Consider the following 26364-nt stretch of genomic DNA (forward strand, 5'->3'; position numbering starts at 1 on the left):
ATCAGCCTTTCACCGCGCCGAGCGAGAGACCCTCGACCAGATAGCGCTGGGCATAGAGCGCAAGCAACAGGGTCGGCGTCACCGACAGCACGATCGCCGCCGCGATCTGGCCGTACTGGATACCGGACGCGGTGACGAAGGCGAGCGCGCCGACCGTCACCGGCTGCTTGTCCGCGGAGGCCAGGATCAGCGCGAAGACGAAATTGTTCCAGCAGAAGATGAACGACAGCAGTCCCGCCGCGGCGATCCCTGGTCCTGCCAGCGGCACCGCGATTCTCGTGAAGGCCTCGCGCCAGGAATGCCCGGCCAGTCGGTAGGCATGCTCGATATCAGGGCTGATATCCTCGAAATAGCCGCGCACGATCCACAGGATCAGCGGCAGCGCGATCAACTGATAGACCCAGACGATCCCGAAGTAGGTGTCGTTCAGTCCGAGCTCCTGATAGTACAGCGACAGCGGCAGCAGCACGAGCAGCGGCGGCGCAAAGCGGAACGACAGCAGCGTGAAGGCGATGCTCTCGCCGAGGCGGAATTTGAAGCGCGCAAAGGCATAGGCCGCCGGGACGCCGAGCAGCAGCGCCAGCAGCACCGCCGCGCTCGACAGCACGACGCTGTTGAAGAGGTTGCGCATGAAGGAGATCTGCAGATTGCCCGCCGCGGTGCGCAGCTGGCCGGAGATCAACGCCTCGTAATTCGCAAGCGTCGGCTCAAACAGGATCCGCGGCGGGATCCGCAGGATCTGCTCGTTGGTCTGGAACGACATCAGGAAGATCCAGACGATCGGAAACATGAAGAAAATCAGGATCAGCGTGAGCGCCACACCGCGGAAGATGCGACCAGCAAGGCTGGAATGTTCCATCGCGCCCCTCCCCGTCACGCGTGGCCGTGCGCACGCGCGCGCAGCCGCAGCCAGTTCTTGATGAAGATGTTCGACAGGATGTTGGTGATGAGCCAGAGGATCATCAACAGCGCCGCCGATCTGCCGACATTGGTGTACTGGAAGAATTCCAGATAGGCCTGCACCTGGAATACCATCAGCCGGTCACCCGGCCCGCCCTGCGTCATCGCATAGATGATGTCGAACTGCTGGATCGAATCGAGCAGCCGGAACAGCGACGCCGTGATGATGTAGGGCGCCAGCATCGGCAGCGTGATGCGGAAGAACACGAAGCTCGCCGGCACGCCGTCGAGTGCCGCGGCTTCGAACGGCTGCCGCGGCAGCGAGCGCAGCCCCGCCAGCAGCAGGATCATGATGAACGGCGTGTAGACCCAGACATCGACCAGCACGACCGTGAACAGCGCACTCGATGGATCGGAGGCCCATTTGAAATCGGTGACGCCGAACAGGCCGACCAGATAGGACAGGATGCCGAAGCTCGGATTGGTCATCAGCTTCCACATCAGCGCGGCGATCGCCGGCGCCGTCATCAGCGGCAGCAGCAGCATGATCGACACTGCGTTGTGGAAGCGGGTCGGCCGGCGCAGCAGCAGCGCGATGCCAAGACCGAGCAGCAGCTCGAGCACGACCGTGACCACAGTATAGGTGATCGAGACGCGGAAAGTATTCCAGAACGCCGGGTCGGACAGGAAGTCGATGTAGTTTCCGGCGCCGATGAAGCCGCGCAGATGAGGCAGGTTCAGCCGGTAGCGCTGCAGCGAGTAGACCGCCGCGGTCACGAACGGAACCAGGATCGCCACGCAGACGAGCAGCGCCGGCAGGCTAAGCAGATAGGGCAAGAGGCGCACGCGCGGCCTTGGTTTGGCCGGCGCCGCCTGCGCGTTCGTCTGGAGGAGTTGGACCATGCTCATGATGATAAGAGATCGCGTTCGGCTGGCAAACGCCGCCGGCTCGGATGGGACAAGGGTCCGAGCCGGCGGATGGGTGCGGTGCGGGGGATCAGGCACCGCACAGTTGATCCGTCAGCCGAGACCGGCCTGCTTGAGCTGGCGGTTGATGCTGTCGGCGAGCTTGTCGAGCCCCTCGTCGACGCTGACCTCCTTGGCCACCATCTTCTGCAGCGAGGCGGCCCATTCCGTCGTCAGGTCGAAGAACAGCGGCTGCGCCGTGAAGTAGATCTTGGCGCCGGGCGACGACATGTCGTGCTGCTCGAGATAGCCGGGATAGGATTTCGCGATGCGGTCGCGGAATTCGCTGTCCTTCCACACCGACGCGCGAACCGGATTGACGAAGTCCATCTTGCGCGCACCGAACAGGTCGTGCTCGACGGATGCCGCCCACTGCATGAACAGCCAGGCTGCCTCCTTCTGCTTGGAGAAGCTCGACATCGCGAGCGACCAGATCCAGACGTTCGGGGTCGGCGCCTTGGCGGCCGGATTGGCCGCGAACGGCGCGTAGCCGAGATGCCCCTTCTCCTTGTTGTCGCCGCCGTTCATGAAATAGCCGAGGATGTCGGCGTCGAAGATCATGCCCGAGGCGCCGGCGCCGAGATCGGTGCCGACCTGATACCAGGTGTAGGTTGACCAGTTCTTCGGGCCCGAGGTCTGGATCATCTTGACCCATTTGTCGTGGAAATCCTTCGAGGCCTTGGTGTTCATCGCGGCCTTCAGCTTGCCGCCCTCCATCACGAAATCCTTCTGGCCGAAGTTCGAATAGGCCGACAGGAAGCCGGGATGGATGGTCGCCCAGGAGCGCGAGCCGCGCACGCCGACGCCGTAGGGACCGCCGGCGTCCTTGGTGATCTTGGCCGCGACCTCCAGCATCTCGTCGAGGTTCTTCGGCGGTTTGACGCCGACCTTGTCGAAGACGTTGCGGTTGTAGGTGATGTTGTTGAGCTCATAGCCCCAGGGGATGCACCACTGCTTGGCCTTGCCCGAGCCAAGCTCGGAGCCGGCGACGCCGTCCCACGCGGTCGAGGCGCGCAGGCCCGGCAGCACGTCGTCCCAGGCAAAGGCCGGATTGGTCTTGGCGGGATCCTTGATGTAGGTGTTGAGGTCCTCGATCCAGCCTGCCGGACCATAGGTCCAGGTCATGTAGGCGCCGGTCATGAAGGCATCGTACTGATCCGACTTCGACGACAGCGCCGCCGTCACCTTGTCGAAATAGACGTCCTCCGGGAAGATGTCGTAGGTGACGTTCATGCCGGTGAGCGACTTGAACGCCTCGATGTCGCCGATCATCGCGTCGACATAGGGGTGCTTGTTGAGCAGCAGCTTGACGCTCTTGCCGCTCTGGGCCTTCCAGTTGAAGTCGGCGGCCATCGCCTTCGACATCGAGGAGGCGAAGGCGGCGTTGGCGGCGATGCCCGCGATGCCGAGCTTGGCGGCGCCGTCGAGGAGATCGCGGCGGCTGATGCGTTTGGCAGCGTAGGAGTCGAACAGATTCTTCTCGCGATCGAACATGTATTTCCTCTCCTTGTTGACGCTTGTTTTATGTGTCCTTCCGGGTCTTGCTTCTTGTCTTGCCGGATGTGGTCTCCGGCTTGTCGGTGGCGAGCGCCTTTGCGGTCGCTTCGTCGATGATGAGGCCGTGCAGAACGCCGCTGCGCAGCACGCCGCGCAGCGCGGTCACCTTGGCCGGCCCGCCGGCGATGGCGACGATCCGGTGCTTCCTGAGGTCGGGCATGCTCATGGAGGTAGCGCGGGCCGACAGATCGGTGTCCAGCACCGTTCCGTCGGCGCTGAAGAAATGCCCGAGCAGGTCGGCGCAGGCGCCGACACGCTTCAGTTCGACGACCTCGTCGGGCTTGATCATGCCGCTCGACACCAGGAAGCCGTCACGGCTGACCTGGCCGATGCCGACGAACAGCAGCGAGGCCTTGCGCGCCAGCGCGAAAACGTCGGCGATGCCGAATTGCTGCATCAGCACGGCGCGGTCGGCGACCGAATTGGCGAACACCGGCACCGGCAGCAGATAGGCTTCCGCGCCGGTGCGCTCGGCGAGCTTGTGAATCACGTCGAACGGATTGGCGGCAAATTTCCGCGTCAGTCCGCCGAGCAGCGACACGAACTGCGCGTCGCGCGCCGGCGTCTGCGGCATCTGCTCCACGACCGCCGCGAGCGTGCGGCCATGGCCGAAGCCGATCACCTTGTCCTGGCCGCGCTCGAGTGTCTGGCGCAGGAAACTCGCGCCTTCCAGCGCCAGCGCCTTCAGCGGCAGATCGCCCTCGCCGAGATCAGGCGCGACGCGGCAGAACGAGAGGCCGAAGCGCTGCGCGAGATCGTTCTCGAGCGCGACGCATTCGGCGACCGGCCCCTCGACGAACACGCGGATCATGCCCTCGCGGCTGGCGCGTGCGATCAGGCGATGCGCCTTGGTGCTCTGGATGTTGAGGCGGTCGGCGACCTCCGACTGGGTGAGCCCCGCCGCGAAATACAGCCACGCTGCGCGCGTCGCGAGCGACGCCTCGCCGTCGATCACCGGCAGCCTGTCGGGCGGGGGTGCCATATCAGGAAAAGTCCGCTTGCAAATTTCTTCACGTCCTGCAAAAAATTGCAGAGGCCGAACGGGGCGTCAATCCCCCAAACGTGCTGCAGCGCAACCAATGTCGACGCGCGCGCACCAAAGAGCGTTGAGGTCGCATGGGAGGTTTGTATCTCGGCATTGATGTCGGAACCGGCGGCGTGCGCGCCTGTGCCATCGACCCGCAGGCCGGCATCCGCGGCTTCGCGTCCGTCGCGCTGCCCGCACCGCGCGTCGACGGCAACGCCATCGACCAGACACCGGAGCTGTGGTGGCAGGCCGCGACGGCGGCCATCCGCAAGCTCGGCGGGAGCGTCGCTCTCGGCGACGTCACGCGCATCGTCGTCGACGGCACATCGGGCACGCTGCTGCTGGTCGACGCCGCCGGCCGCCCCTGCTCGCCCGGGCTGATGTACAATGATGCACGCGCCACGCGTGAGGCGACGCGCGTCGCGGCGGTCGCTCCGCGCGAGAGCGGCGCGCATGGCGCGAGCAGCGCGCTCGCCAAGCTGCTCTACCTGCTGAGCCATGACTATATCGGCGATGCGCGCCACGCCGTTCACCAGGCGGACTGGATCGCCGGCCGGCTCGCGAGCCATCACGGCATCAGCGACGAGAACAACACGCTGAAGCTCGGCTACGACCCGGTCGCGCGCGCCTGGCCGTCCTGGCTCGACCAGCTCGGCGTGCGAGACGATCTGCTGCCCGAAGTGCTGGTGCCGGGCACGCCATTCGCCGAGATCGATCCGCAGATCGCGCGGTCGCTGGGACTGCCGCCCACGGCGCAGGTCGCCGCCGGCACCACCGATGGCGTTGCGGCCTTCATCGCAACGCGCGCCGACCAGCCTGGCGATGCCGTCACCTCGCTCGGCACCACGCTGGTGGTGAAGCAGCTTACGACCCAGCCGATCTTCGCGGCCGATCAGGGCGTCTATTCGCACCGGCTCGGCGAGCGCTGGCTTGCCGGCGGCGCCTCGAACTCCGGCGGCGCCGCGCTGCTGGTGCATTTCACCGCCGCCGAGATGGAGCTGCTGACACCGCAGCTGACGCCGCACCAGCCGACCGGGCTCGACTACTATCCGCTGCCAAAGCCCGGCGAACGCTTTCCGATCGCCGATCCGGCGCTCGCCGCGCGGGTCACGCCGCGTCCGGCGGAGGATTGCCGCTTCTTCCAGGGGCTGCTCGAGGGCATCGCCTCGGTGGAAGCCCTCGCCTACCGTCAGCTGGCGCGGCTCGGTGCGCCGCGCCTGCGCCGCGTCATCGGCATCGGCGGCGGCGCGAAGAACGACGCATGGACCAGCATCCGGCATCGCGTTCTCGGCGTTCCCGTCTCGGTCGCCGAGCAGACCGAAGCAAGCTACGGCGCCGCGCTGCTCGCGCTGAACGGAGGCCCGCCATGAAGGCCGATGCGACCGCGATCGCCGGCCTTCACGCCATTGCCGACCGCTTCGATCATGTGCTGCTCGACCAGTGGGGCACGCTGCATGAGGGGCTGGCGGTGTTCCCCGCGGCGCTGGAGTGCGTGACGCGGCTGCGCGAAGCCGGCAAGCGGATCCTGATCCTGTCCAATTCCGGCAAGCGCGCCGGCAGCAACCAGCGGCGGCTCGCGACGCTCGGCTTGCCGCCCGACGCCTATGACGGCGTGCTGTCCTCGGGCGAGGTCACCTGGCGCGGCCTGCATGCGCGCGAGCAGGCTCCCTTTGCCGAGCTCGGACGCGCCTGCTTCCTGATCTCGCGCGACGGTGACCGCTCGATCGTCGACGGCACCGACCTAGTGGTGGTCTCCAACATGCGCGAGGCCGATTTCATCCTGCTCGGCGGTCTCGACGATGACGCGGCCGAGCCCGAGCGATGGCGTGAGCCGCTGGCAACCGCTGCCGCACGCCAACTGCCGATGCTGTGCGCCAATCCCGATCTCGTGATGTTCGGGGTCGCGGGGCTGATCCCCGCGCCGGGCGCGCTCGCCGCATTCTATCATTCGCTCGGCGGCACCGTGCTGTTCGTCGGCAAACCGCATCCGCCGATGTTTGCCGCCGCGCTCGATCAATTGGGGCATCCGCCGCCGGAACGGATCCTCGTCATCGGCGACTCCCTCGATCACGATATCGCCGGTGGACGCATCGCCGGCATGTTGACCCTGCTGATCGGCTCCGGCGCCCACCGCGCGACGCTTGCGCAGGCGAGCGATCTGCCGCGGGCGATCAAGACCGTGGCCGGCACCGCGGCGCGGATGCCGCACTGGACGATGGACCATCTGACCTGGTGAGAACAGCCCCGATGCGACCGCCTCAAATGCTGGATGAACTGCGCCGCATGTCGGCACGGGTCGGCAGGAATATCCTGCTGGTGCAAGGCGCCGGCGGCAATTCGTCGGTCAAGGATGGCGACGTGCTGTGGGTGAAGGCGTCGGGGACCTGGCTCGCCGATGCCGAGGACAAGGAGATTTTCGTGCCGGTCGCGTTGTCGGCCGCGCGCGCGGCGCTGATGCATGGCGACGAACGCGTGCCGCTGGCGCCGAACGCCGGGACGACGCTGCGCGCCTCGATCGAGACCTCGCTGCATGCGCTGATGCCGCAGCGGATCGTGCTGCACGTCCATTCCGTCAACACCATCGCATGGGCGGTGCGCACCGACGCCCGCGACGAATTTGCCCGGCGCCTGGACGGACTGGCGTGGCGTTACCTCGACTATCATCACCCGGGATTGCCGCTCGCGCGCGCCGTCAGCGACGCGATCGCCGATGATGCTGTCGACGTCCTGATCCTCGGCAATCACGGCCTGGTGGTCGGTGCGGCCAGCTGCGACGCCGCCGAAGCTTTGGTCGCCGAGGTCGAGCAACGTCTCGCCCTCGAGCAGCGCAGCGCACCGGCGGCAGATCATGACGCGCTCCGCACGATCTGCGCCGGCACCAACTATCGCCTGCCGCGTGATCCTCGCGGCCACGACATTGCCACCGACCGCTACAGCCGCGCGATCGCGACCAGCGGCTCGTTGTATCCTGATCACGTCGTCTTCCTTGGCCCGGGCCTGCCGGTCCTGGACCATCGCGAGAAGCTGAGCGCCATGATCGCGCAGACCACCGCGAACGGACTGCCGCCGCCGGTTGCCCTCCTCGTCCCCGACCTCGGCAGCCTTATCCGCGAGGATGCGAGCGACGGCGCGGAAGCCATGCTGAGCTGTCTCGCATTGGTCACCTGCCGCCTGCCCCTGACCGCACGGGTCAATTATCTGACCGCAGAGAACGAGCATGCGCTGCTGAATTGGGACGCCGAGCGCTATCGCCAGCAACTGACGGCCGATCGCTGACCGTTGGTCGAGGGAAGCGCTAGGCACTTCATCCCTTCTCGGCGGAGAGAAACAGGCGATAGGCCGGATTTTCGCTCTCGTTCCAGTAGGGATAGCCGAGCGCATCCAGCGCCTGAACGAACCGGGCGCGCTCGTGAGGCTTGACCTCGATCCCCGCCAGGATGCGTCCGTAGTCGGCGCCGTGATTGCGATAGTGGAACAGCGAAATATTCCAGTCGGGCGCCAGGCTCTCGAGGAATTTCAGCAACGCGCCGGGACGCTCCGGAAATTCGAAGCGGTAGATGACCTCGTCCTTGAGCAGCGGAGCGCGACCGCCCACCATGTAGCGCACATGGTCCTTGGCCATCTCGTTCTCGCTCAGATCGAGGATCGGATAGCCTTCGCGCCGAAGCAGCTCCATGACTTCCCGCTTCTCGACCTCGCCGCGGCTCAGCGCGATGCCGACGAACAGTTGCGCCGGCGCGGTGGTCTCGGCAAAGCGGTAGTTGAACTCCGTGATCGCGCGCGAGCCGAGGATGCGGATGAAGTGCCGATAGCTGCCCGGCTTCTCCGGCACGGTCACTGCAAGCAGCGCCTCGCGATGTTCGCCGACCTCGGCGCGGTCGGCAATGGTGCGCAGCCGGTCGAAATTCAGATTGGCGCCGCTGTTGACGGCAATCAGGCTGCCGTCGCTGAGCGCGCCGCGCTCGGCGTAGGCCTTGAGGCCGGCGAGCGCCAATGCCCCGGAGGGTTCGGCAACCGATCGCACGTCGTCGAAGATGTCCTTGATGGCGGCGCACATCGCATCGGTGTCCACCGTGACGACCTCGTCAAGCAGGTCGCGGCAGAGCCGGAAGGTCTCGGTTCCCACCTTGCGGACCGCGACGCCGTCGGCGAACAGTCCGACCTGATCCAGCGCGACGACGTTGCCCTTGGCGAGCGCGGCCGCCATCGACGCAGCGTCCGCCGGCTCGACGCCGACGACCTTGATCGAGGGGTTGAGGAATTTCACGAAAGCGGCCACGCCGGCCGCCAGTCCGCCTCCGCCGATCGGCACGAAGATCGCTTCGATCGGATCGGGATGCTGGCGCAGGATCTCCATCCCGACCGTGCCCTGGCCGGCGATCACATCGGGATCGTCGAACGGATGCACAAAGGTCAAGCCACGCGCAGCCTCGATCTCCCTGGCCTTGGTTTGCGCGTCGTCGAACGTATCGCCATGCAGGACAACATCACCGCCCAAACGCCGGACGGCCTCGACCTTGATAGCGGGCGTCGTCCTCGGCATCACGATCGTCGCCGGAATGCCGAGCTTGCGCGCCGACAGCGCGACGCCCTGGGCATGATTGCCCGCCGACGCGCAGATCACGCCCAGCCTGCGCTGCGCGTCCGGCAGCCTGACGATCTTGTTGTAGGCACCGCGAAGCTTGAACGAGAAGATCGGCTGGAAGTCTTCCCGCTTCAGCAACACCGTGCGCGACAATCGTTCGGAGAGCCGCGGCATCGGGTCGAGCGGCGTCTCGACCGCCACGTCGTAGACCCGGGCGGTCAGGATGCTTTGGGCGTAGTCGCGGAGCGCGTTGGCGGCAGCGGTCATCAGGTCGCTTCTGTCGATGGGGAGGCAATCCATATCGGTTGCACCTGCCCATCGTCGGCGCCGACCTGGCGAGCAGACGACACGGAGCCGCCGCTACATCCAGCTCGAAGCATCGCATGGCCGAAGGCTCGCGTGAAGCCAAGACCGCCGGATCAATCGCCTGGCAGAACGCATATGAAGTCATCTGGGCCGTCGCAGGCGGGCGTTGCCAAAATATCGAAAACAACCCCATGCAAAGGAGCCGGCGGCGGCCGGCGTCGACCGGACAAACTTGACACGTCGGGCAACTCAGGGATATATTTCTAATATTCCGAACTTGACCCCCGCAGCTGAATCGGTGCCCCAGCCAAAAATGCCGCCGTGGCGTTGACCGCTTCACGCCATGAGACGCGATGAATTCCATTCCCTGCCATGGTCACCGGGCGCTTCCCAGTCCGATTCGGAGACGATCAGGGTGTCCTCGAGCTTGATGTAGCCACGCGTTGGATGCAGCAGTGCGGTCTCGATCGAGATCACCATTCCGCGTTCGAGCGGCCGGTCGGCGTCGTACGGCGCGTAAGGAACCGGGCCGTTCGCGGTCAGGCGCGGCGCTTCGTGACTGACGAGCCCAATGCCGTGTGCGGTGAAGTCGAGCACGGCGCGATGCGGCGAGGCTTTGACGGCCGCCTCGCCCGCCGCGATGATGTCGCCACCCATGGCGCCCGGCCGGATCGCGCGCCGGGCCAACTGCTGGACGTCCTCGATTTCCTGTAGCAACTCGCGCAGCTCGCTGTCGGGTTCACCCAGGATGCCCATGCGGCTGAGGTCACCGATGTAGCCCCGGTAGTTTCCGCCGGAATCGATCGAGATCACGTCGCCTTGCACGAGACGCTGGCTGGAAGGCGCGCGGTTATGGCTCTTGCCCGCGGCAATCAGGCAATATTCGAAGACCAGATCGCGCTCCTGCTCCTCGCGGCGCAGACGGGCGACGACGTCGTTCTTGGTCATGCCCGGCGCGCAGCCACTGAAGGTGGCCATCATCGCATCAACGACCCGTTCGGAAGCCTCTCTGATGAGGTCCAGTTCGGCGGGAGACTTTACGGCACGCAGACGTTCCAGCGAGAAATGGGCCTCGCGGAACTCGACGTCGCCAAGGCCGGCATACAGATGATCCCTGGCGTCGGCCGGCAGGAAGCCAGCCTCGATGCCGACGCGCCTGGCCGAGCCCGCGAGCTTCTTCACATGATCAATCGCGAGGCCGATCGCATCGATCGTTCCCCACGCCTCCGCCTTGACAACCGGCGTCCATATCCGTCCGAGCGCGTGCTCGAACTTTTCCATGCGGTTGCCGATGTAGGCGGAATTTTCCGGGTGCCCCTTCTGATAGACGAACACCGGCAGATAGCGGCTCGTGCCAATCGCCTCCATGACGTCGAAGAAGAAGAAACGATATCCACCGAGCAGATACTGCACATTGTGACGCGAGGTGACGATCAGGACATCGAGCCCCGCTTCATCCATCAGCCGATCGAGCTTTGCAGTATCGAACGGCGCCGCCGCTGCGATCGTGTCGAAAGCGTTGTCCATGGTATGACCTTTCGTCTTTCACTGTCCCGCTGCCGGTTTTGCGGCCAGCGATTTCGGTGCGGCGCTCGCGCCCGCGTTCTCGCCAAACAGAACCACCGGGCGCCCGTGCGGCTCGACGCCGAGGAACGTAAAGGCAAGGCCGATCAGGAGGCCCGCGCCGGCAAGAAAGCAGAACGCCGGCAACACCGCCGCAGCGGTCGCACTTGGATGCACGAGATTGTCAGCACCGGCGATCAATGCGAGACACAGGGGACCTACGATCTTGCCGATCCCATTCGAGAGCTGGGCAAGGCCGACCGCCCGCCCCGAGAGCTGAACCGGGAAGATTTCCGCGGGATAGGGCCCAATGTTCGAAAATCCGCCATCGAAGAACACGGCGCCGACGATCAGGAAGACCAGGAACAGCGGCACCGAGCCGGCAAAGTCGTTGTGAAAATAGGCGGCGAGAGCCAGCGACGCCGCGGTGCCATAGCCCATCAACTGGCCGCAGGGCTTGCGCCCGATCCGATGGGCGAGGAAGGCGAAGCCGGTCCGGCCGAGCACGCCGGCGAGGCTGACATAGATGAACATCTTGGCTGCATCCTGGGGAGAGACGCCAAGCAGCAGCGCCACGATCGTCGGCCCCCACAGGAACACACCGTAATTCGCCGTGCTGGCGCCGAACCAGATCAGGACGGTCAGCCAGAAGCGCCGCTGCTCGGCAAAGAGATCGGCAAATGTCGCCGGGCTCGCCGGCGGCAGCGTGGGCAGAACAAACTCATCGCCGCCGATCCGATAGAGTTTTCGGATGCTCGCCTGCGCCTCGCGCACGCGGCCCTTGCTGATCAACCAGCGCGGCGATTCCGGCATGACGATCATGGTCAGAATTCCGAGGAGGATCGGCAAGAAGCCGACCGCCGCCAATCCGCGCCAGCCGACCAGCGGCAGCAGGAAGCTCGCCGTCACCGACGCCGACAGCACGCCAAAGGCGACCGGGACGACCACGAGACTCGTGACCAGCGTGCGATGGCGGGTCGGTGCGAATTCGACGATAGCAGGAACCGCCGCCGCAGCTCCAGCGGCAAGGCCGAAGCCGACGAAGAAGCGCAGGATCGCAAACGCAACCCAGCCGTCTTCCGGAATGAACGCGATCGCGCCCGAGGTCAGGCCGCAAATCATAACGCCTGATATCGCCAGCGGCTTGCGTCCGAAGCGATCCGCGAGGATGCCCGCGACGAAGGCGCCCAGCATCGCCCCGATGCCGGCGCTCATCAGCATGATCGAGGTCTGCCCGAACGTCAGGTGCCATTTCGGCGCCAGCACCGAGACCAGAAATCCGACCACAAAGAAATCGAAGAAATCGACCACGCCGGTGACGGCGAAGATGATGATCGATAGCCAATAGCGCGTCGTTACCGGCGCTTCGTCGAACGGCACCGCACTCGTTTGCTCCGCCATGGTCCTCCCCCTGTTGTTGTCAAGCCGCCTTCTTGTTTGAATTCAGAAATGCCGTCACCGCCTCCGCCACCCGCTCGGGGGCCTGGATCGACGCGACATGGCCGACGCCTGCGATGGTCCTCGTCTCGACGCGCGCAAGATCGCGGGCGAGCGCAAATGTTTCGACATTCGGGATCAGCCGGTCATCACTGCCCGCCAGCAAGAGCGTCGGGCGATCGAAGCCGGTCAGATCGGCGGCGACAGGCTGCGCAAGCAAGGCGGCGCGGCGCGCCTTCTGTCCCTCGTCGCGGCTCGAGCCACGGAAGATCTCGATCAGCTCAGGCCGCGTGCGCAGGTATGCCGGCGGAAAGAAGAATTCGGAAATCTTCGACGCATTGGCGATGGTATCCGCGCGCCAGGAAGCGAGCTTGCGGAACACATCCGCATTGACGTCGAGTGGACTTCTGTTGACCTTCCAGGTGCTGCTCAGGATCAGGCGGTCGATGCGATCGGGATGACGGGCCGCCAGCACCTGCGCGATCTGCCCACCCAGCGAGGTTCCGAAGACATGGGCACGATCGTAACCGAGCCCTCCGACCAAGGCCGCGGCGTCGTCGGCCAAATCGGCCAGCGAATAGGACGACGGAGGGTTTCGGGTGGCACCGGAATCGCGCTGGTCATAGGCGATCACCGTGAAGTTCGCCGCAAGGACAGGCGCAAGGCCGTCAAACATCGCATGATCGGCCTCGCCGCCATGCAGCAGCACGATCGGCTCGCCGCGCCCGGTTTTCTCAAACGCCGTGACGACGCCGTTGGATTCGAACGATTGCATCGGGGTCCCCGCTAATGCAGCAGCGTTGAAAGCGCGCCGGCCAATTCCTTCGCCGGATCCGACGGCAGCCACGGCATTCGCCAGGCCACGTGTCCATCGGGGCGCACCAGCACGGCGCCGCGCATGCCCAGTTGGAATCCGTCCGCCGGATCGGCCGACGGCAACTGTTTCAGCGACAGCGGCAAGGCGGTCTTCTCCGACACCTGCTTCCCCGCCTCCAGCCACTCGCCGCCGAGCGGCCCCGTGACGACGGTGAACTGCTTGTCGAACCAGTCGAGCGTCGATTTCTTGCGCGAAGGTTCGAGCCACATATGCGGAAATCGCGCGCCGGGACGATCCGTCGGCGTGTAGTAGCGGGAGTTCAAGGCCTTCGCGACGGTGCCATCGGGGATCACCGCGCCCTCCTCGTAATTGTGGCCGAGGTTCTGCCCGATGCTGTGCAGGTGATTGTCCATGTCGTTGATCCAGAACCTGATCCGGTCCGGATCGCGCGATCGCACGGCGTCATCGGTCAGCCCGAATCTCAGCCGATTGCCGTAGCTGAAATTGGCATTGGATTGCGCGATCGGACGTCGCTCGCTGGAATAGCTGTCGAGCAGCTTTTCGTTCGCAAAGCCCTTCAGCACGAAGGCCAGTTTCCACGCGAGGTTATGCGCGTCCTGAACGCCGGAGTTCAGGCCGAAACCGCCGGTCGGCGGAAAGCGGTGTGCGCAGTCGCCGACCAGAAACACCCGGCCCTTTCGAAAGGTCTCGGCCACCTGCATGCTGACCCGCCAGATCGAGCGGTTCAAAAGCGTGACATCGAGATCGGGAATGCCGACATGGCCGCGCGCGATCTCGATGAACTCCTGGTCGGTCCACGGCCGCTCGCGATCATCCTTACTCAGGCCGATTTGCGTCACGGTCAGCCAGCGATCCCGGCCATTGGTGTTCAGGATGCCGGCACGCGGCAGGTCGGGCTTGTCCGGGACGATGATGAAGCCGGCGGCCTCGCGCGCGATCGGCAGACGCGATAGATCGGCACGCCAATACTCGTTTGACATCACCGCCAGCGTCGAGGGCCCGACCATCTCGATCCCGGCGCTGCGCCGGGTCTGGCTGCCCGCGCCATCGGCTGCGATCAAATATGTCGCCGTCCATCGCGTCACCTCGCCGGTCTTTTCGCAACGCGTCGTGACGTTGACCCCGCTGTTGGTCTCCTCGAACGATTCACAGGACGTGTTGAACAGCACCGTGGCGTGCTTGGACTTCTCGACCACCCGCAGGATTTCCTCCTCGACGGCGTCCTGGGCGACCAGGCTCTTCCAGGCGGGGGTATGCCCGACATTCGGCTCGGGACGGGTGCGGCCGAACTCGTGACCTGCGATGCTGTCGAGGAACACGAACATGTCGGAATTGTCCTGCAGGCCGCGGTCGCGGATCGCCTGCTCGATCCCCCACTGCCGGAAGATCTCCATGGTGCGGACCCAGCAGCCGCGCGACTTGGGATGATCTGTGGTGGTCGGGCTCTTCTCGACCACCACGCAGTCGATGCCGAAGCGATCGAGCAGCAGCGACATCGCAAGGCCGACCGGCCCGCCGCCGGCAATGAATACGGACGTCTGGCGTGCCTCATCGGTGGCGATGCCCATCCTCGTCTCTCCTCCATTTGATCGTTGCGAGGAGACTGCTCCTTTTTTGGTATCTCACAAGAATATGTTTGATATGGTATCCATCTCGATTTGAGATGGAGTGCCCGCCATGGACCTGCGGCAGATCCGCTATTTCGTCGCCGTCGCCGAGCGTGGCGGCTTTGCCGCCGCAGCGAGCACGCTGAACGTCGCCCAGTCGGCACTCAGCCGCCACGTCAAGGAACTCGAGGACGAATTGGGCGGCGCCTTGCTCGAACGCGGCGCGCGCGGTGTCTCGGTCACGGAATCCGGCAAGGTGCTGCTCGCGCGCGGGCGCTGGCTGCTCGGCACAATCGACGACATCAAGGCCGAGGTGCGCACGGAAAACCGCGAGCCGAGCGGTACGGTGCGGATCGGCGCGCCGCCGAGCCTCGGCGATATCCTCTACCCGCCACTGGCCCAGGCCTTCGTAAGGCAGTTTCCACGCGTGCGGCTCGAACTGAGCGAGGGCTTGACTGAGAACGCATCCGAACGCCTGCTGCGCGGCGAACTCGATCTGGCGATCGTGACGACGCCATCCCCCAACGACCATCTCGACTATGAGACGCTGGTCGTCGAGCAGGTGTTCCTGATCGGGCCGTCGCGCGATCCGCTGCTGAAGCGCGGCCGGCTGACCCGCAAGGAGTTCGACGCCCTGCCATCCGCGGTGGCCCCGCTCAGCCGCAACCCATTCCCGTCGACCATGCTCTGCGCAGTGCGGGTCGACAACAGCACACCGATGAAACGCATGGTGGCATCTGGCCTCGGCTACGCGCTGCTACCATTCTCCGGCATTCACCAGGAGGTGGCTGCCGGCGTGCTGTCGGCGGCGCTGTTGCCGTGGATGCGCGCCGAACGCGTGCTGGCGCTGCCGCGCGGACGGCCCGTGAGCCGGGCCACGCGTGAAGCGATTGCCGCCTTGAAGAAGATCTGTCGCGCCCTGATCGATGAGGGAATTATCCTGACTGCACCGGCGCGCAAGACCTGAGTACGCCACTCCAAACGATCGGCTGATTCCGCGCTGTACGCGCGGGCCTCATTCGCTGCATCCGGCCGCCCGTTCCAGACGGTCGGCCCGTCCACCGCGTCCGGCTCCGACTTCCCGGCCCGCCAATCCGTCTTGACCATAGTTGTCATGACAACTATAGAGTCATTCCAAGATTGGCGATCAAGCCGGCTGTTCCCGCCGTGAAAAGACGCGAGCCGTGACGCGGCTCTGCGGGGGACTTTTCGCGGCCGGCGGTTAGTCGAAGGGAGGACGTTATGAACGCTGCTTCGCAGACCCACGCGGCAAGGCTGAGCGAGATTTCCCGGCTCATCGACGACCGCCCCGGCGAACGCATCTTTGAAGTCGATCGCCGGATCTTCACCGACCCGGACGTGTTCGACGCCGAGCTGCGATATGTCTTCGAGGCCACGTGGAATTTCATCGGCCTGGAATCCCAGGTCGCCCGGCCCAACGACTTCGTCACCACCCATATCGGCCGGCATCCCATTCTGGTGATGCGGAGCGCTGAGGGCAAAGTCGGCGCGTTCCTCAACACCTGCCGGCATCGCGGAACGATCGTCTGTCCGTTCAAGCAGGGCCGGCAGAAGTTTCACGTCTGCCGCTATCATGGCTGGGCCTACGACTCGGGCGGGCGCAACATCTCCGTAACGGAGGAAGCGAGCGGGCAGTATCCGCCGTCCTTCTCGAACAGCAATCACGACCTTCTTCCGGTCGCGCGGCTGGGTTCGTATCGCGGGTTCCTGTTCGCGAGCCTCTCGGCCGACGTTCCGGCGCTGGAGGAATTTCTCGGCGACACCCGCGCGTTCCTCGACCTCATCATCGATCAGAGCGACAGCGGTGAGGTCGAATTCGTGCCGGGCGCCAGCACCTACACGTTCGATGGAAACTGGAAGCTGCAGTTTGAGAACGGTCTCGACTACTATCACTTCGCGACCACGCACAGCTCCTACGTCGATATCCTGAAGAAGCGCAATGCAAGCGCCGGACCGGATGCCGGATTCACTGCGGAGCCGGAAGGCGAGCAGGAAGGGCAAGGCAGCTTCAGCTTCGATTACGGTCACGCCGTCAACTGGTCGATCAAGCGCACGCAGCTCTATGGCCGGCCGCTCGGCATGGATCCGGCGCGTCTCGATGCGGTGCGGCAGCGCGTCGGCAGCACCCGCGCCAAATGGATGCTGCGCCAGCGCAACCTCACGATTTTTCCGAACCTGCAGGTCATCGACATCCTGTCGGCGCAGGTGCGAACCTGGCGGCCGCTGGCGCCCGACAAGACCGAGATGGTGTCGCATTGCCTTGCTCCGGTCGGCGAAAGCGCCGCGGCGCGCACGCTTCGTATCCGCAACTACGAAGATTTCTTCAATGCCTCCGGGCTGGCAAGCTCGGACGACAACGTCATGTATGAGTTCTGCCAGACCGGCTACAACGCGACGACCGCCGCGCCGACGCAAGGTTATCTGCGCGGCGTCGCGGAGGTCGGCCACGGCGAGAGCGCGCACACGCACGAGCTCGGCATCACCCCTTCCGAATGGTCGTTCGGGCCCCGCCAGCTTCGGCGGCGAGACGAATTTCCATCCCGGGTATCGCGAGTGGCGCAGGCTGTTGCAGCACGCCGCCGGGGAGACCGCGTGATGGCGGCCGACGCAATCAGGGAAACCGATACCCACGCGGTCGCAGCCGCGGTCATCTTTCGCGAGGCCCGCCTGCTCGACGCCGGCGAATGGTCCGACTGGGTCGCGATGTACAGCGAGGATGCTGTCTATTGGGTGCCGGCATGGCTCGACGAGTACACCACCACCAATGATCCCGACACGCAGGTCTCGTTGCTCTACCACGATGCGCGGCGCGGACTGGAAGAGCGGATCGCGCGCATCGAGTCGCGCAAATCGATCACCGCGCTGCCGCTGCCGCGCACCGTGCACCAGATCTCGAACCTGGAAGCGTCGGAAGCCGGCGCCGATCAGATCACCTGCCATTCGGTGTTCTCGGTCCACGTCTACGACCCGCGCATGGCCAAGGAACATCTGCGGCACGGGCGCTATGAGCACACGCTGCGGCGTGACGGCGAGACCTGGAAGATCACGCGCAAGGTCATCACGCTGGTCAACGACCGCGTCCCGACCGTGCTCGATTTCTACAGCATTTGAGAGGGCACATGACTGACGATCAGGGAACCTGGCACGAAGCGGCCGCACTCAGCGCGCTGAACGAGGGCGAGCCGTACGGCATCGAAATCGGCCGCCACCACGTCGCTCTCTATCGCGTCGGCAATGAGTACTACGCCACGAGCAACATCTGCACGCATGCGGAGGCACTGCTGTCCGACGGCATTCTGGAGGGCTGCGAGATCGAATGCCCGCTGCATATGGGCCGCTTCGATATCCGGACCGGCGAGGCGTTGACCAGCCCCGTCGAGATCGACATCCGGACGTATCCGGTACGTGTGACAGGCGACAGGCTCGAAGTTTGCCTGCCCGCATAAGACGACCATCAAAAATCAAGAATCGGGGGAAACAGGGATGACCGAAGTCGTGATGGACAAGGCGGCGATGACGACCGCCGATCCGCAGATCGAACGCACCACAATCCGCAAAGTCGCGCTGCGCCTGATGTGGTTCGTCATGGCGATGTACTTCCTCGCCATTCTCGACCGCGGAAACATCTCCTTTGCCGCGCTGCAGATGAACAAGGAGCTCGGGCTCAATGCCGAGAAGTTCGGCATCGCGGTCGGCATCATGTACTTCACCTATTCGATCTTCGAGATCCCGAGCAATCTCATCCTCAGCAAATACGGCGCGCGCGTCACGCTGACGCGGATCGCGATCCTGTGGGGCATCGCCACGATGCTGATGGCATTCACGCAAGGCCCGCTCAGCCTCTATGCATTCCGCGGCTTCCTCGGCTTTGCCGAGTCCGGCCTGTTTCCCGGCGTGATGCTGCTGCTGAGCCTCTGGTTTCCGTTCAGCTACCGCGCCCGCTACAACGCGATGTTCAACTATGCGGTGCCGATCTCCTATATCTTCGCCTCGCTGATCTCCGGCGCGATCCTCGAGCTGAACGGGGTGTTCGGCATCTCGGGCTGGAAATGGCTGTTCATCCTCGAAGGCCTGCCGCCCGTCATTCTCGGGATCGTCGGCATTTTCTATCTGACCGACCGCCCGCAGCAGGCGAGCTGGCTGTCGACGGCGCAGCGCAACTGGCTGACCAGCGCGCTGGAGCGCGACGCCAAGGCGACCGGGGTGGTGCATGCCGAAGGCGTGCTCCGGACCATCACCAAGCCGATGGTGCTGCTGTTCGGCCTGTGCAATTTCGGCCTGTTCTGTGGCCTGGCTTCGCTGTTTCCCTGGCTGCCGCAAATCATCAAGTCGTTCGGGCTGCCGAATTCACAGGTCGGCTTCGTGACCGCGATCCCGCCCGTCGCCGGCCTGATCGGCATGATCGCGTTGTCGCGGCACTCCGACCATGTCGGTGAGCGCTTCTATTATGCGGCCATAACCTTCGTGATCGCAGCGGCCGGCTTCGCGATAGCAGCCTTTTCAACATCGCCGGTTTGGATCATCATCGGATTCATGGTTGCCAACGTCGGTGTCTATGGTACGCAGGCCGTGTTCTGGACTATTCCCCAGTCCTACATGTCGCGGCAGAGCGCGCCGGGCGCGATCGGCCTGGTCAGCACCATCGGCAGCATCGGAGGCGCCACCATCCCGATCGTGATCGGACGCGCCAAGGACGCCTCGGGCAGTTTCACCACCGGATTCCTCGTGGTAACAGGCGTTCTCCTGGTCGCGGCGGCGTTGGTCCTGATCGCGCGCACTCAACTCGTGAAAGAATGAAGAGCCGGACTGGCGCAAACCGCAACAGAGCCCCTGACCCGCGCCGCGCCGCGCAAGGGAACACGGGCTCGGAGCTGGTGATCGATTTCGAACGTTACGTGCCCACGGTGCTGTCCAGCCTGGTCGCGAAGTTGCGCGCCAATGCCAATGCCTTCTTCCCGCAAGCCTACGGCGTATCGCTCGCGGAATGGCGGGTGCTGTCCTTTCTCAGGGAGCATGAGCCGGCAAGCGCCTACGACATCTGGACCAATGCGCAACTCGACAAGGCCGTCGTCAGCCGCGAGACAACCTCGCTGAGGAAAAAGGGCCTGATCGAGCTGACGCCGGTGCGAGGCAGCGCCCGGAACCGGACCGAGATCCGGCTGACATCGCAGGGCGTGGCGCTGCTCGACCGCAGTCTGGATGAAATCCTGCGCCGGCACAGCAACCTCACGGCCGGTCTCGACGCCAAGGCGCTGGAGAGTTTCTTCCGGGTCGTGGCGCATATCGAGCACCGCATTCCCCACATGGCCGACCAGACCTCGAATGCCGTGCCGGCCCATGCGCCGGTCAAACGCATTGCGAAGCGGAGGCCGCCGACCGGCGCCTAGCGACACTTGTCCGGTGAGGAACCCCGCGTAATTTATGTTTCAGTAAGCAAGTTGTAGCTAGGATCGATCAGTGAGTTGCGTATGGGAGACTTCCAGTGATCGACTTTGACGAACTTCGTAGTATCGCCGCGGATGTTCGTATCTTTATCGACGCGTCGGAAGACAAGGGTGGCGCCTTGAAGGCCATCATCGAGGCCTACGACGTCGTTCTGGGGATTTTCCCGGCCGGCCAGGGAATGGATCTTCACGTGGTCAAGGGCAACGAGGTCCTCAATCATATCGCGCAGACCCAGGCCTCGTCGGGCTTTACCCACACCGCCATCGCATTCCAGACCCGTGAGCAAGCTGTTGCGCTTCAGCAACTGATGGCGGCCTAGCCACCGGCGTTACGCGCCCCTGTTGCGGGGGCGGCCGAAACGATCGCATCGGCGATCGCGCGACCCGATCGATGACCGAAGCGGCCCTGGAAGATCGAGGTCGGATCAAAATTCCTCACCCTGCATCTCAGGGCACGGGTAGATCAAGCAACGGTTGCTGAACCGCATTGCGCAGCCGTTCGGCATGGTATTGCGCGACGCCATCCCCGGGGTACTCGACCAGGAAATCGGCAACGCGCAGCGCCGCCACGGCGGGCTCCGCGTACCGGATCGAACTGTAGACGGCCTCCCAGCGTGCGCAGAACGTCAGCTCCGAATCGCCGCGTTCGCCGCACAGCTCGTAGACCGTGATCGCGTCGGCAAAGCCCTTCGGCCGGATCTGGTCGACGCTGCGGAACGCGAATCTGTGTTCGGCACGCGCCTTCACGGCTGCACTCACCAGGACCTGCGTGCCGTAGTTCTTGTTGAGGCCTTCGAGACGCGAGGCCAGATTGATGGTGGCGCCGAGCGCGGTGTAGCTCATGCGGGCGGCGGAGCCGACATTGCCGACCACGGCATCGCCGAGATGCAGGCCGAACCGCGTGCCATAGGCCGGCCAGCCTTCGCTGCGGAAAGCCCGGTTGAGCTCGGCATTGCGATGAACGCAGTCCAGCACGGCCTCGCAGGCATGAACGACGTGATCGGGATCCTCGTCCGGCGCGTTCCACAGTGCCATCACGGCGTCGCCGATGAACTTGTCGATGGTGCCATGGTGTTTCATGATCGCCTCCGACATCGCGGCGAAATAACGCGAGGTGAAGATCATGACCTGGGAGGGGTCCGCCTTCTCGGTCTTCGCGGTGAAGTCGGCGACGTCGGTGAAGAGAACCGTGACCTCGCGCCTGATGCCGCCGAGCTGCAGCGAGGCTCCGGACTGCATCAGCTGACGGACGATCGGCTGCGGAATGAAGCTTGAGAAGTTGCGTACGACGGTGCGCATCGTAAACACCGAGCGCCCCAGTTCATCGATCTCGTCGATGGCCGATTGCATCCGCGGCCGGTCGGCGAGCTGAAAGCGCTGGATCTCGTCGGTCTGCCGCGCCAGCTCGCGCAGCGATCGGGCGAGCAGCGAGCCGAGCCAGAACGCGAACGGCAACATCGCGATCACAAAGCCGAGCGCGACGGCGAACAGCGCGCGCCGCTCCGAGATGATCTTGGCGAAGAACTCGTCGAGCGGGGCGACCACCGCGAGATGGATGTTAGCCGCACCGGCCGTCTCGATGCGGTGAAAGGCCGCGACGAGGGTCCGTCCGTCAGCGTCGGTGAAGAACTGCTGGGCCAGCCCGTCGCTGCGCCAGGCCTGGATCGCCGCGGACAGGCCGGGAAGCTTGAGGACGTCGATCCGGGGCAATGCGTCGCTGCGTTCCGTCATCAGCTCGCGCATCTCGGGATGCCCGACGATACGGTCGGCGTCGTTGAACAGGAAGGCCAGCCCGGATTTTCCGAGCTTTTGCCGGCTCAGCATCTCCTCGAGGCGATTGAGCAGCAGGTCGGCGGCCACCACCCCGCGGCGGCCCTCCCTGAGCGGCGTGCGCAGCGTGTAGCCGGGCTCCCCGGTCGCGTAGAACACATAGGGCCCGGTGAGCAGCGTCTTGCGATCCTTTAAAGCATCGACATACCAGGGACGCCGCCGCGGGTCGTAGCTGTGCGGCCCCGCCACCTTCGCGACCTGGGTCAGGTTTTCCGACAGGAACAGCGTCACCGGTGCCGCGGCGGCCGCCCCGGAGCGGGCAATGACGACGACGCGGTAGACGGCGTCGGCGGCGACATTCAGCGCCGTGCGGAATTGCGGCTTGGCGCGATCGATGACGTCCATCTCAAGGAAGGAGCCGTCTTCGTACCCGACATAGAGGTTGAAGATCTGCGGATTGTTGCGCAGCATCGAGGCCAGCAGGGCGTAGAGCCTGACATTGTCGGCGACGTCGGCCTCCTGGATGGCCGGAATTCCCGCCAGGAAGGATCTCGAGGCTGTCGCGCACATTCTTGAACTGCGCGTCGATGCGATCGGCGCCGATTTGCCCCACCTTGTCGATGAAGGTGCTCGCAGCCATCTGCGTGATCGACGAGACCCGCCTGAAACTGAGATAGACCAGCGTCAGTCCGACCACCAGCACCGCGGCAATGACCACCGTGATGATCGATGTACGGAAGCCGATACGAACCGGCCCCCGGCCGGTCTCGCGCGCATCACTCATCGAGCTCGTCGTTCGCCTCCGCTAATATTTGCGCACGATCGGCTTCGTCGGTGTCGTAGCCGGCGCGGCCGGCGAGAGCTGGAACGTCACCCAGGCCGTCCACCCTTCGGGCCGATTCTCGGCGGCAAAATCCTTGTAGCCACGAAGGTTCAGATAGCCCTGATAGCCGTCGGCCACCGGAAAGATGAATCCGACCTGCGGGCCGATGCCGGCGACGCGTCCCTTGAAATCACCGAGCTTCGCGCCGGCACCGCTGTCTCCGGTGAGCTGCTGGAAATAGTAGCCGGCGACACCGACATGCACATTCTTGGCGACGAACTTCGAAAGTCCCCAGTCGACGTGGAAGTCGATGCCGTTCTGGTACTGCAGATCCTTGTTCATTCCGTTGTAGGTGACGCCCGCCAGCACCGAGAACTCCTGGCCGGTTTCCGGATTGAGATAGGTGTAGGCGCCGCCGACATCGATCGCAGTGAATCCGAAGCTGAGATTGGCGAGGCGGCTGCTGTCATAGGTCCCGCTCGGGATGTTGCCGAAGATGTAGACCATCTCGTTGTTGACACCCTGATTCCATTTCAGCGTGCCCTGGTAGAAGACATCGGAGACCGTGTTGCGGTTGTCGGTTGCGACGCCCGAGACCGTATTGCCCCGCGGCCCCGTCAACGTCGCGTCGACGCCGACGCCGACATTTCCCGGCGCGGCAAGGAAGGTTACGGCGGCCTGGCCCCCAAGCACCGACTGAGCCCAGGTGTAGGTAAATCCTTCCACGAGAACGTCGGCATGCGCGTTGAGACCAGCGACGACCGATCCGGGCACACGGTTGCCGATGACGAAATTCTTGCCCGCGTTGGCGCTTTGGTCGAGGTGAATGTAGATCGTCTCATAGGCCCAGCCGGGCATCGCCGGCGCCGCGGTCAGGCTCGCGAACGCGCCGGGCAGCCAGAAGCTCAATCCGCCGGCGTCGGCCGACGCCGTGCGCGGCGCTGCCGACAGTGCGAGTGCGCCAGCTATGCCCAGTGCGGCGCACCTGTGATTTCTGACCATCCTCATCCTGATCTCCCCACTTCGCTCAGGCCATCATAGCGGATTCGCTCGCGCTTCAGTTGACCGCCTGCGCCTCCGGGAACTTCCATTTGCCGTTCAGGATTTCCGCACGCGGCCGGTAGAGCCGGACCGTATAGTTCCAGCCCTTCATGGTCGGTAGGCAATTCGGGAGCTTGCCGTCGCAGCCGCCGAACTGGACCGCGATCGAGCCATCAGCGGACTTCTTTGCCGTGATGTTGTTCAGCGTGTAGGCGTCATAGGGATTCTTCTCGAAATATCCCTTGGCATTGTAAACGCTGATCGACCAGAACGCGTCGACGGGAACGTCGCGGACGGTCAGCTTGTAGACCGTCGTGCCGTCGTTTTTGGCGGGCGTGACGCTCAGATAGGTGGCGTCCTTGTCGGGATTGCCGCCCCAGCCGGCGGCCGTGCCGATCAGATGCCTGACAGGATCGACGTGCCCCTTGGGTCCGAAAGCATGCGCAAAGCCTCCGGTGTAATCATTGAGCGCAAGCAGCGCTTCGCGAATGGCTTTCTGGCTGGCGGGATCCCAGCTCGGAAGTTCGAGCTTGCCGGTGCCTTTCTGGCTGACCTTGATGGCATCCTGCAGCGCGTGGACCTGCTCGAGATCCTTCGGATCGTTCGGATTGACGAGCGTCCGAATTCCAACCACCGCGTAGCGCGTGCCGACGTTGTCGCGCGTCAGCATGCGCTTGCCGGCACCGTAATAGACCGCGGGCACATAATGATCCTCACTGATCACCTGCATTGCCATATAGCGCTTGCCAGGGTCCGGCATCGTGATCGTCACCGGCCCGGCGTCGAGGTCGAACACCCCTGATGTATAGAGCGTATCGCGGTTGAGCCGGATGACGGTCTGGTTGTCGATGCTGGCCGGCTCGCGGCGATGGTTGAGCTTTCCGAGGCCGACCCCCTTGGCGAGATTGCCCAGATAGAGATCGGACTCGGCACGGGCAAAATTGTCCACCGTGACAGGCACCGGCGATTGCGCGAGCGATGTGCTCTGGCCCGCGAGGCAAAGGACACCGGCCAACAGATATCTGAATTTCACTGCTTCACTCCATTTCCAACCGTGGCATTGATCTTTTCCACGTCGGGTAGCTTCCACACCTTGTCGAAAAACTCCTTCTTTGGCGCGTAGAAGCGCGCCATCAGCTCGAACTTGCGCGCGGGGTCGGTCGGCAGCCAGTTCGTCTCCTGCCCGGCCGGAGCCGCCGGCCCGACATAGATGTCGACTGAGCCATCCGGGTTCTTCTTCAGGTCGGGGATTTGCGAGGACCGGCTGGCCCGAGCGACGTTCTTGATCAACGCATGGGTCGCGCGATCGTAGGCGGTCACCGACCAGTATTGTTCGACCGGAACATTGGCCGGGACGTTGAGGCGGTATGTCTTGCTGCCGTCGAAGGCATCGCCCGCCTTGTCGCGGATCGAGATCGCATAAAACTGACCGGCGCCCAGGCGCTTGATGCCGATATAGGCGTAGCTGTAAGCGAGAGCGCGGCTGTCGGTCGGGTATGCGTTCAGATCGGCGAACCCGTCGGAGTAGGCCTTGACGACGTCCGGCGGCGCCGGGAACGTCCAGCGGCTGGTCTCAGAGAAGAACGGCGGCAGGCCGGCGTCGTATTTCGCCGCCAGCCAGGCACCCGCCTCCTTCGCCGCCGAAGCAAGCACCGTCTTCATCGCCTCGGACGGAGCGAACGACTTTCCCTTCTCGATGCCGATCGACTTCAGGCTATCGATCATCACCCGATCCCGGTCGATCCACGGCTCGTCCTGTATGATCCGGTTCAGGTGCTCGAAGAAAGCCGCGTCGTAGCGAATGGTGGAATCGAAATCGGTGTCCTTCACGTCGCTGAACACCGTCGCCGGCGGGCTGGCCGCCTGCGCCAGGGGATAGACCTTCATGCGCTTGCCGTAGGCGACTGCGGCCTGGACGTCGGCATCGCCGTGGCTCTTGAGGTTGGAGCGCAGAAGCATGTAGCCGCCGAACGTGTCGGACTGCAGCGCGATGTAGCCGTCGGGCTTCGGGCCGTTGTAGCCCGGCGGCAGAATCAGGAACTTGCCGCCGGCACCCTTGTCGACGCCGAGCAGGCCGGCATCCTCGAGCGGCATCTGCCAGACCGTGACGATATTGCCGTTGAACGATCCGTTCGTATTGCCAGGCGGGAGATCGAGCACGATCGGACCATTCCGCGTGTCGAAGAACGTCATGAAGTACAGCGCGTCCGGATTCGGCGTCAGCGTCTGGTTATGCCAATCAAGCGGACGCCCCCAATAGATCACCTGCCCCACCTTGCCCGGCGTCCTGGTCAGCATCTCCTGCCGCATCAGATCGGTATTGACCGCGGGAATGCCCCAGATCACGGCCTCGACAGCGCGGCGCTCGATCATGCGGCGGTTGAGATCGTCGCTGGACAGCGTTTGGGCATACGTTGATGCGGTCGCCATCATCAGCGCAAGTCCTCCGGCGATCAATGGCTTCATGACAATCTCCATC

At 64.5% G+C, this 26364-nt stretch carries 22 protein-coding genes; 9 read left to right on the top strand and 13 right to left on the bottom strand.

Annotation, left to right across the window (positions count from 1 at the left end; translation table 11 throughout):
* Nucleotide 1 precedes the first annotated feature (1 nt).
* The 4 genes from ACVW1B_RS24935 to ACVW1B_RS24950 all read right to left on the bottom strand — a co-directional run bounded on the left by ACVW1B_RS24935 (nt 2) and on the right by ACVW1B_RS24950 (nt 4405).
* Nucleotides 2-859, bottom strand: coding sequence for a carbohydrate ABC transporter permease (locus ACVW1B_RS24935; RefSeq protein ID WP_018273209.1), 858 nt, complete (start codon nt 857-859; stop codon nt 2-4).
* Between the two features lie 14 nt (nt 860-873).
* A complete protein-coding gene (locus ACVW1B_RS24940; protein WP_210262648.1) occupies nt 874-1803 on the bottom strand; it encodes a carbohydrate ABC transporter permease in 930 nt (309 codons plus the stop codon).
* Nucleotides 1804-1920: 117 nt separating this feature from the next.
* Complete coding sequence (locus ACVW1B_RS24945; protein WP_016846935.1) at nt 1921-3360, bottom strand: extracellular solute-binding protein; 1440 nt, start codon at nt 3358-3360, stop codon at nt 1921-1923.
* A gap of 28 nt (nt 3361-3388) precedes the next feature.
* Nucleotides 3389-4405, bottom strand: a complete 1017-nt coding sequence (locus ACVW1B_RS24950; protein ID WP_310881861.1) for a sugar-binding transcriptional regulator — start codon at nt 4403-4405, stop codon at nt 3389-3391.
* A 134-nt stretch (nt 4406-4539) separates the two neighbouring features.
* Between ACVW1B_RS24950 and ACVW1B_RS24955 the strand changes: the two genes are divergently transcribed.
* From ACVW1B_RS24955 to ACVW1B_RS24965, 3 genes are read left to right on the top strand one after another with little or no spacing between them, the layout of a single operon-like run.
* Complete coding sequence (locus ACVW1B_RS24955) at nt 4540-5820, top strand: FGGY-family carbohydrate kinase (protein ID WP_456792702.1); 1281 nt, start codon at nt 4540-4542, stop codon at nt 5818-5820.
* Complete coding sequence (locus ACVW1B_RS24960) at nt 5817-6686, top strand: TIGR01459 family HAD-type hydrolase (protein WP_456792703.1); 870 nt, start codon at nt 5817-5819, stop codon at nt 6684-6686. Before ACVW1B_RS24955 ends, ACVW1B_RS24960 begins: the two co-directional genes overlap by 4 nt.
* 11 nt (nt 6687-6697) lie before the next feature.
* Nucleotides 6698-7726, top strand: a complete 1029-nt coding sequence (locus ACVW1B_RS24965; RefSeq protein ID WP_456792704.1) for a class II aldolase/adducin family protein — start codon at nt 6698-6700, stop codon at nt 7724-7726.
* A gap of 28 nt (nt 7727-7754) precedes the next feature.
* On the opposite strand, the gene ilvA is transcribed toward ACVW1B_RS24965, so the two are convergent.
* The 5 genes from ilvA to ACVW1B_RS24990 form a co-directional block, all read right to left on the bottom strand.
* Nucleotides 7755-9302 (bottom strand): threonine ammonia-lyase, biosynthetic, encoded by a 1548-nt coding sequence (ilvA, locus tag ACVW1B_RS24970; RefSeq protein ID WP_456822335.1) that lies wholly within the window; start codon nt 9300-9302, stop codon nt 7755-7757.
* A 375-nt stretch (nt 9303-9677) separates the two neighbouring features.
* Nucleotides 9678-10868 carry a M24 family metallopeptidase gene (locus tag ACVW1B_RS24975; RefSeq protein ID WP_253607357.1) on the bottom strand — a complete coding sequence of 397 codons (1191 nt, stop codon included), beginning with the start codon at nt 10866-10868 and terminating at the stop codon, nt 9678-9680.
* Between the two features lie 18 nt (nt 10869-10886).
* Nucleotides 10887-12305, bottom strand: coding sequence for an MFS transporter (locus ACVW1B_RS24980; RefSeq protein WP_253607356.1), 1419 nt, complete (start codon nt 12303-12305; stop codon nt 10887-10889).
* A 19-nt stretch (nt 12306-12324) separates the two neighbouring features.
* Complete coding sequence (locus tag ACVW1B_RS24985; protein WP_456822336.1) at nt 12325-13116, bottom strand: alpha/beta fold hydrolase; 792 nt, start codon at nt 13114-13116, stop codon at nt 12325-12327.
* Nucleotides 13117-13127: 11 nt separating this feature from the next.
* Nucleotides 13128-14747, bottom strand: a complete 1620-nt coding sequence (locus ACVW1B_RS24990; protein ID WP_456822337.1) for an FAD-dependent monooxygenase — start codon at nt 14745-14747, stop codon at nt 13128-13130.
* Between the two features lie 109 nt (nt 14748-14856).
* Between ACVW1B_RS24990 and ACVW1B_RS24995 the strand changes: the two genes are divergently transcribed.
* The 6 genes from ACVW1B_RS24995 (at nt 14857) to ACVW1B_RS25020 (ending at nt 20571) form a co-directional block, all read left to right on the top strand.
* Nucleotides 14857-15753: a LysR family transcriptional regulator gene (locus tag ACVW1B_RS24995; RefSeq protein WP_253607353.1), complete on the top strand. Its 897-nt coding sequence runs from the start codon at nt 14857-14859 to the stop codon at nt 15751-15753.
* Between the two features lie 275 nt (nt 15754-16028).
* On the top strand, nt 16029-17918 hold the full coding sequence (locus tag ACVW1B_RS25000) for an aromatic-ring-hydroxylating dioxygenase subunit beta (RefSeq protein WP_456822338.1): 1890 nt from the start codon (nt 16029-16031) through the stop codon (nt 17916-17918).
* Nucleotides 17919-17926: 8 nt separating this feature from the next.
* On the top strand, nt 17927-18253 hold the full coding sequence (locus tag ACVW1B_RS25005) for a non-heme iron oxygenase ferredoxin subunit (protein ID WP_253607350.1): 327 nt from the start codon (nt 17927-17929) through the stop codon (nt 18251-18253).
* Nucleotides 18254-18290: 37 nt separating this feature from the next.
* Nucleotides 18291-19604, top strand: coding sequence for an MFS transporter (locus tag ACVW1B_RS25010; protein WP_253607349.1), 1314 nt, complete (start codon nt 18291-18293; stop codon nt 19602-19604).
* A 77-nt stretch (nt 19605-19681) separates the two neighbouring features.
* On the top strand, nt 19682-20194 hold the full coding sequence (locus ACVW1B_RS25015) for a MarR family winged helix-turn-helix transcriptional regulator (RefSeq protein ID WP_253607348.1): 513 nt from the start codon (nt 19682-19684) through the stop codon (nt 20192-20194).
* A gap of 95 nt (nt 20195-20289) precedes the next feature.
* On the top strand, nt 20290-20571 hold the full coding sequence (locus ACVW1B_RS25020; protein ID WP_057021052.1) for a hypothetical protein: 282 nt from the start codon (nt 20290-20292) through the stop codon (nt 20569-20571).
* Nucleotides 20572-20698: 127 nt separating this feature from the next.
* Here the strand turns inward: ACVW1B_RS25020 and ACVW1B_RS25025 are convergent, their stop codons facing one another.
* The 4 genes from ACVW1B_RS25025 to ACVW1B_RS25040 all read right to left on the bottom strand — a co-directional run bounded on the left by ACVW1B_RS25025 (nt 20699) and on the right by ACVW1B_RS25040 (nt 26351).
* The gene (locus ACVW1B_RS25025; protein ID WP_456822339.1) at nt 20699-22591 is read right to left on the bottom strand and encodes an adenylate/guanylate cyclase domain-containing protein; all 1893 of its coding nucleotides are present in this window, start codon (nt 22589-22591) and stop codon (nt 20699-20701) included.
* Between the two features lie 235 nt (nt 22592-22826).
* Nucleotides 22827-23852, bottom strand: coding sequence for a SphA family protein (locus ACVW1B_RS25030; protein WP_456822340.1), 1026 nt, complete (start codon nt 23850-23852; stop codon nt 22827-22829).
* Between the two features lie 49 nt (nt 23853-23901).
* The gene (locus ACVW1B_RS25035) at nt 23902-24918 is read right to left on the bottom strand and encodes a DUF1254 domain-containing protein (RefSeq protein WP_456822341.1); all 1017 of its coding nucleotides are present in this window, start codon (nt 24916-24918) and stop codon (nt 23902-23904) included.
* Nucleotides 24915-26351 (bottom strand): DUF1254 domain-containing protein, encoded by a 1437-nt coding sequence (locus ACVW1B_RS25040; protein WP_253607346.1) that lies wholly within the window; start codon nt 26349-26351, stop codon nt 24915-24917. The genes ACVW1B_RS25035 and ACVW1B_RS25040 overlap by 4 nt, the downstream gene beginning before the upstream one ends.
* Between the last annotated feature and the right edge of the window lie 13 nt (nt 26352-26364).

The organism is Bradyrhizobium sp. USDA 4502 (genome assembly GCF_054063355.1).

Excerpts from the sequence above, each read along its gene's own strand:
- ACVW1B_RS24960 (WP_456792703.1), top strand. The coding sequence starts at position 5,817 with ATGAAGGCCGATGCGACCGCGATCGCCGGCCTTCACGCCATTGCCGAC.
- ACVW1B_RS24940 (WP_210262648.1), bottom strand. The coding sequence starts at position 1,803 with ATGGTCCAACTCCTCCAGACGAACGCGCAGGCGGCGCCGGCCAAACCA.
- ACVW1B_RS25010 (WP_253607349.1), top strand. The coding sequence starts at position 18,291 with ATGACCGAAGTCGTGATGGACAAGGCGGCGATGACGACCGCCGATCCG.
- ACVW1B_RS24980 (WP_253607356.1), bottom strand. The coding sequence starts at position 12,305 with ATGGCGGAGCAAACGAGTGCGGTGCCGTTCGACGAAGCGCCGGTAACG.
- ACVW1B_RS24945 (WP_016846935.1), bottom strand. The coding sequence starts at position 3,360 with ATGTTCGATCGCGAGAAGAATCTGTTCGACTCCTACGCTGCCAAACGC.
- ACVW1B_RS24975 (WP_253607357.1), bottom strand. The coding sequence starts at position 10,868 with ATGGACAACGCTTTCGACACGATCGCAGCGGCGGCGCCGTTCGATACT.
- ACVW1B_RS25025 (WP_456822339.1), bottom strand. The coding sequence starts at position 22,591 with ATGTGCGCGACAGCCTCGAGATCCTTCCTGGCGGGAATTCCGGCCATC.
- ACVW1B_RS24985 (WP_456822336.1), bottom strand. The coding sequence starts at position 13,116 with ATGCAATCGTTCGAATCCAACGGCGTCGTCACGGCGTTTGAGAAAACC.
- ACVW1B_RS25030 (WP_456822340.1), bottom strand. The coding sequence starts at position 23,852 with ATGAGGATGGTCAGAAATCACAGGTGCGCCGCACTGGGCATAGCTGGC.
- ACVW1B_RS24955 (WP_456792702.1), top strand. The coding sequence starts at position 4,540 with ATGGGAGGTTTGTATCTCGGCATTGATGTCGGAACCGGCGGCGTGCGC.
- ACVW1B_RS24990 (WP_456822337.1), bottom strand. The coding sequence starts at position 14,747 with ATGGGCATCGCCACCGATGAGGCACGCCAGACGTCCGTATTCATTGCC.
- ilvA (WP_456822335.1), bottom strand. The coding sequence starts at position 9,302 with ATGACCGCTGCCGCCAACGCGCTCCGCGACTACGCCCAAAGCATCCTG.
- ACVW1B_RS24950 (WP_310881861.1), bottom strand. The coding sequence starts at position 4,405 with ATGGCACCCCCGCCCGACAGGCTGCCGGTGATCGACGGCGAGGCGTCG.
- ACVW1B_RS25000 (WP_456822338.1), top strand. The coding sequence starts at position 16,029 with ATGAACGCTGCTTCGCAGACCCACGCGGCAAGGCTGAGCGAGATTTCC.
- ACVW1B_RS24965 (WP_456792704.1), top strand. The coding sequence starts at position 6,698 with ATGCGACCGCCTCAAATGCTGGATGAACTGCGCCGCATGTCGGCACGG.
- ACVW1B_RS25040 (WP_253607346.1), bottom strand. The coding sequence starts at position 26,351 with ATGAAGCCATTGATCGCCGGAGGACTTGCGCTGATGATGGCGACCGCA.
- ACVW1B_RS24995 (WP_253607353.1), top strand. The coding sequence starts at position 14,857 with ATGGACCTGCGGCAGATCCGCTATTTCGTCGCCGTCGCCGAGCGTGGC.
- ACVW1B_RS24935 (WP_018273209.1), bottom strand. The coding sequence starts at position 859 with ATGGAACATTCCAGCCTTGCTGGTCGCATCTTCCGCGGTGTGGCGCTC.
- ACVW1B_RS25005 (WP_253607350.1), top strand. The coding sequence starts at position 17,927 with ATGACTGACGATCAGGGAACCTGGCACGAAGCGGCCGCACTCAGCGCG.